At 62.5% G+C, this 4,159-nt stretch carries 5 protein-coding genes and 1 pseudogene; 3 read left to right on the top strand and 3 right to left on the bottom strand.

What is annotated here, in order from left to right:
* Positions 1-134 precede the first annotated feature (134 nt).
* Positions 135-377 carry a transposase gene (locus ACJHWR_RS25035; protein WP_000844627.1) on the top strand — a complete coding sequence of 81 codons (243 nt, stop codon included), beginning with the start codon at positions 135-137 and terminating at the stop codon, positions 375-377.
* Positions 378-408: 31 nt separating this feature from the next.
* On the opposite strand, the gene tetR(A) is transcribed toward ACJHWR_RS25035, so the two are convergent.
* Positions 409-1,059 (bottom strand): tetracycline resistance transcriptional repressor TetR(A), encoded by a 651-nt coding sequence (gene tetR(A) / locus ACJHWR_RS25030; protein ID WP_000164043.1) that lies wholly within the window; start codon positions 1,057-1,059, stop codon positions 409-411.
* Between the two features lie 105 nt (positions 1,060-1,164).
* On the opposite strand from tetR(A), the gene tet(A) reads away from it, so the two are divergent.
* Positions 1,165-2,364: a tetracycline efflux MFS transporter Tet(A) gene (tet(A), locus tag ACJHWR_RS25025; protein ID WP_077248803.1), complete on the top strand. Its 1,200-nt coding sequence runs from the start codon at positions 1,165-1,167 to the stop codon at positions 2,362-2,364.
* Between the two features lie 31 nt (positions 2,365-2,395).
* Here the strand turns inward: tet(A) and ACJHWR_RS25020 are convergent, their stop codons facing one another.
* Positions 2,396-3,280 (bottom strand): DMT family transporter, encoded by an 885-nt coding sequence (locus ACJHWR_RS25020; protein ID WP_000058717.1) that lies wholly within the window; start codon positions 3,278-3,280, stop codon positions 2,396-2,398.
* 137 nt (positions 3,281-3,417) lie between these two features.
* Entirely contained in the window at positions 3,418-3,810 is a 393-nt protein-coding gene (locus tag ACJHWR_RS25015) for a cysteine hydrolase family protein (protein WP_001351729.1), read from the bottom strand.
* Positions 3,811-3,813: 3 nt separating this feature from the next.
* Between ACJHWR_RS25015 and ACJHWR_RS25010 the strand changes: the two are divergent.
* Positions 3,814-4,159 (top strand): annotated as a pseudogene (locus tag ACJHWR_RS25010) (Tn3 family transposase); the annotation flags it as partial.

Here is a 4,159-nt window from a genome sequence, read left to right as displayed (position 1 = left end):
GCGATTACGTCTGGCGGCAGAGCCGCAGACTGGAAGACGGGAAGTTTCGGCCCTTACGGATGCCCGGAAAACCTTAGCGTACGATTTTTTCCGAATTCTGCGGGCTCCCCTATCTCATCTGCGCAAGGCAGAACGTGAAGACGGCCGCCCTGGACCTCGCCCGCGAGCGCCAGGCGCACGAGGCCGGCGCGCGGACCCGCGCCACGGCCCACGAGCGGACGCCGCAGCAGGAGCGCCAGAAGGCCGCCAGAGAGGCCGAGCGCGGCCGTGAGGCTTGGACGCTAGGGCAGGGCATGAAAAAGCCCGTAGCGGGCTGCTACGGGCGTCTGACGCGGTGGAAAGGGGGAGGGGATGTTGTCTACATGGCTCTGCTGTAGTGAGTGGGTTGCGCTCCGGCAGCGGTCCTGATCAATCGTCACCCTTTCTCGGTCCTTCAACGTTCCTGACAACGAGCCTCCTTTTCGCCAATCCATCGACAATCACCGCGAGTCCCTGCTCGAACGCTGCGTCCGGACCGGCTTCGTCGAAGGCGTCTATCGCGGCCCGCAACAGCGGCGAGAGCGGAGCCTGTTCAACGGTGCCGCCGCGCTCGCCGGCATCGCTGTCGCCGGCCTGCTCCTCAAGCACGGCCCCAACAGTGAAGTAGCTGATTGTCATCAGCGCATTGACGGCGTCCCCGGCCGAAAAACCCGCCTCGCAGAGGAAGCGAAGCTGCGCGTCGGCCGTTTCCATCTGCGGTGCGCCCGGTCGCGTGCCGGCATGGATGCGCGCGCCATCGCGGTAGGCGAGCAGCGCCTGCCTGAAGCTGCGGGCATTCCCGATCAGAAATGAGCGCCAGTCGTCGTCGGCTCTCGGCACCGAATGCGTATGATTCTCCGCCAGCATGGCTTCGGCCAGTGCGTCGAGCAGCGCCCGCTTGTTCCTGAAGTGCCAGTAAAGCGCCGGCTGCTGAACCCCCAACCGTTCCGCCAGTTTGCGTGTCGTCAGACCGTCTACGCCGACCTCGTTCAACAGGTCCAGGGCGGCACGGATCACTGTATTCGGCTGCAACTTTGTCATGCTTGACACTTTATCACTGATAAACATAATATGTCCACCAACTTATCAGTGATAAAGAATCCGCGCGTTCAATCGGACCAGCGGAGGCTGGTCCGGAGGCCAGACGTGAAACCCAACAGACCCCTGATCGTAATTCTGAGCACTGTCGCGCTCGACGCTGTCGGCATCGGCCTGATTATGCCGGTGCTGCCGGGCCTCCTGCGCGATCTGGTTCACTCGAACGACGTCACCGCCCACTATGGCATTCTGCTGGCGCTGTATGCGTTGATGCAATTTGCCTGCGCACCTGTGCTGGGCGCGCTGTCGGATCGTTTCGGGCGGCGGCCGGTCTTGCTCGTCTCGCTGGCCGGCGCTGCTGTCGACTACGCCATCATGGCGACGGCGCCTTTCCTTTGGGTTCTCTATATCGGGCGGATCGTGGCCGGCATCACCGGGGCGACTGGGGCGGTAGCCGGCGCTTATATTGCCGATATCACTGATGGCGATGAGCGCGCGCGGCACTTCGGCTTCATGAGCGCCTGTTTCGGGTTCGGGATGGTCGCGGGACCTGTGCTCGGTGGGCTGATGGGCGGTTTCTCCCCCCACGCTCCGTTCTTCGCCGCGGCAGCCTTGAACGGCCTCAATTTCCTGACGGGCTGTTTCCTTTTGCCGGAGTCGCACAAAGGCGAACGCCGGCCGTTACGCCGGGAGGCTCTCAACCCGCTCGCTTCGTTCCGGTGGGCCCGGGGCATGACCGTCGTCGCCGCCCTGATGGCGGTCTTCTTCATCATGCAACTTGTCGGACAGGTGCCGGCCGCGCTTTGGGTCATTTTCGGCGAGGATCGCTTTCACTGGGACGCGACCACGATCGGCATTTCGCTTGCCGCATTTGGCATTCTGCATTCACTCGCCCAGGCAATGATCACCGGCCCTGTAGCCGCCCGGCTCGGCGAAAGGCGGGCACTCATGCTCGGAATGATTGCCGACGGCACAGGCTACATCCTGCTTGCCTTCGCGACACAGGGATGGATGGCGTTCCCGATCATGGTCCTGCTTGCTTCGGGTGGCATCGGAATGCCGGCGCTGCAAGCAATGTTGTCCAGGCAGGTGGATGAGGAACGTCAGGGGCAGCTGCAAGGCTCACTGGCGGCGCTCACCAGCCTGACCTCGATCGTCGGACCCCTCCTCTTCACGGCGATCTATGCGGCTTCTATAACAACGTGGAACGGGTGGGCATGGATTGCAGGCGCTGCCCTCTACTTGCTCTGCCTGCCGGCGCTGCGTCGCGGGCTTTGGAGCGGCGCAGGGCAACGAGCCGATCGCTGATCGTGGAAACGATAGGCCTATGCCATGCGGGTCAAGGCGACTTCCGGCAAGCTATACGCGCCCTAGGAGTGCGGTTGGAACGTTGGCCCAGCCAGATACTCCCGATCACGAGCAGGACGCCGATGATTTGAAGCGCACTCAGCGTCTGATCCAAGAACAACCATCCTAGCAACACGGCGGTCCCCGGGCTGAGAAAGCCCAGTAAGGAAACAACTGTAGGTTCGAGTCGCGAGATCCCCCGGAACCAAAGGAAGTAGGTTAAACCCGCTCCGATCAGGCCGAGCCACGCCAGGCCGAGAACATTGGTTCCTGTAGGCATCGGGATTGGCGGATCAAACACTAAAGCTACTGGAACGAGCAGAAGTCCTCCGGCCGCCAGTTGCCAGGCGGTAAAGGTGAGCAGAGGCACGGGAGGTTGCCACTTGCGGGTCAGCACGGTTCCGAACGCCATGGAAACCGCCCCCGCCAGGCCCGCTGCGACGCCGACAGGATCTAGCGCTGCGTTTGGTGTCAACACCAACAGCGCCACGCCCGCAGTTCCGCAAATAGCCCCCAGGACCGCCATCAATCGTATCGGGCTACCTAGCAGAGCGGCAGAGATGAACACGACCATCAGCGGCTGCACAGCGCCTACCGTCGCCGCGACCCCGCCCGGCAGGCGGTAGACCGAAATAAACAACAAGCTCCAGAATAGCGAAATATTAAGTGCGCCGAGGATGAAGATGCGCATCCACCAGATTCCCGTTGGAATCTGTCGGACGATCATCACGAGCAATAAACCCGCCGGCAACGCCCGCAGCATCGCGACCGTCATCGGTGAGAAGTTCGGCAGGTATTGGGTGGTGACAATGTAGGTGCTGCCCCAAATGGCAGGTGCTATCGCTGTGAACAATAAATCGGGCGTGCGTAATGACATGCGATTACAAGACCTCCGCTACGGCGATGGGTTTTTGAGAGTTGCAGGCGCCGCGATGACCGCACCCTGACTTGGACTGGCCCTGCCTCGCACCAATCCACCTGCGGCTATGGCCGCGATCATGCGAGGCCCGAAAATTACACGACCTGTACACGTCCGCCGAACCCGGAACGCAACAGAGCTTCGTGGGCATCCCGATCCGGGTCGTAGCAGCAGTCCTGGACCAAACGCACGTCGTAGTCCGCATCACTAGCCCAGGCGACGCTTGAAAGAACAACGCCGGTGGTGCTTATCCCGGCCATGACAAGCGTGCTTACGCCGCGCGTCCGAAGGTCGGCGTCGAGCGCCGTGCCATAAAAGACGCTGGCTCGCGGACATGCATAGAAAAGGTCGCCCCGTTCGATCGCAAGCCCTTCGACGGGCAGACCGGTGCGAAATCGTCCGCTCGGGAGATACGGTGAGATTTGGCGATTCGTCGCCGGCGGCGCATGTTCATACTCTTCGCCGAGCGAAAAGTTGGGGAACAGCACGGGCCGGCCGCGCAAGGCGTGCTGGCAGCCGTGCAGACCCTGCGTGAGATGAACGCCGACAACCTGCGCAAGGTGCCGGCCGATGCACCCACGGCCTTCATCAAGCCGCGCTGGAAGCCGCTGGTGATCACCCCGGAAGGCCTCGACCGGAAATTCTACGAAATCTGCGCCCTGTCCGAGCTGAAGAACGCCCTGCGCTCCGGCGACATCTGGGTCAAGGGCTCGCGGCAGTTCCGCGACTTCGACGACTACCTGCTGCCGGCCGAGAAGTTCGCCGCACTCAAGCGCGAGCAGGCCCTGCCCCTGGCGATCAACCCGAACAGCGACCAGTACCTGGAAGAGCGTTTGC

The sequence above is a fragment of the Escherichia sp. WS568 genome (assembly GCF_046486085.1).
In the GTDB taxonomy this organism is placed as follows: domain Bacteria; phylum Pseudomonadota; class Gammaproteobacteria; order Enterobacterales; family Enterobacteriaceae; genus Escherichia; species Escherichia coli.
Note: the sequence above shows the minus strand (reverse complement) of the source record. Positions and strands in the feature narration are given on the sequence as shown.

Bases quoted from the DNA above. Each gene is read 5' to 3' on its own strand.
- ACJHWR_RS25020 (WP_000058717.1), bottom strand. From the start codon at position 3,280: ATGTCATTACGCACGCCCGATTTATTGTTCACAGCGATAGCACCTGCC.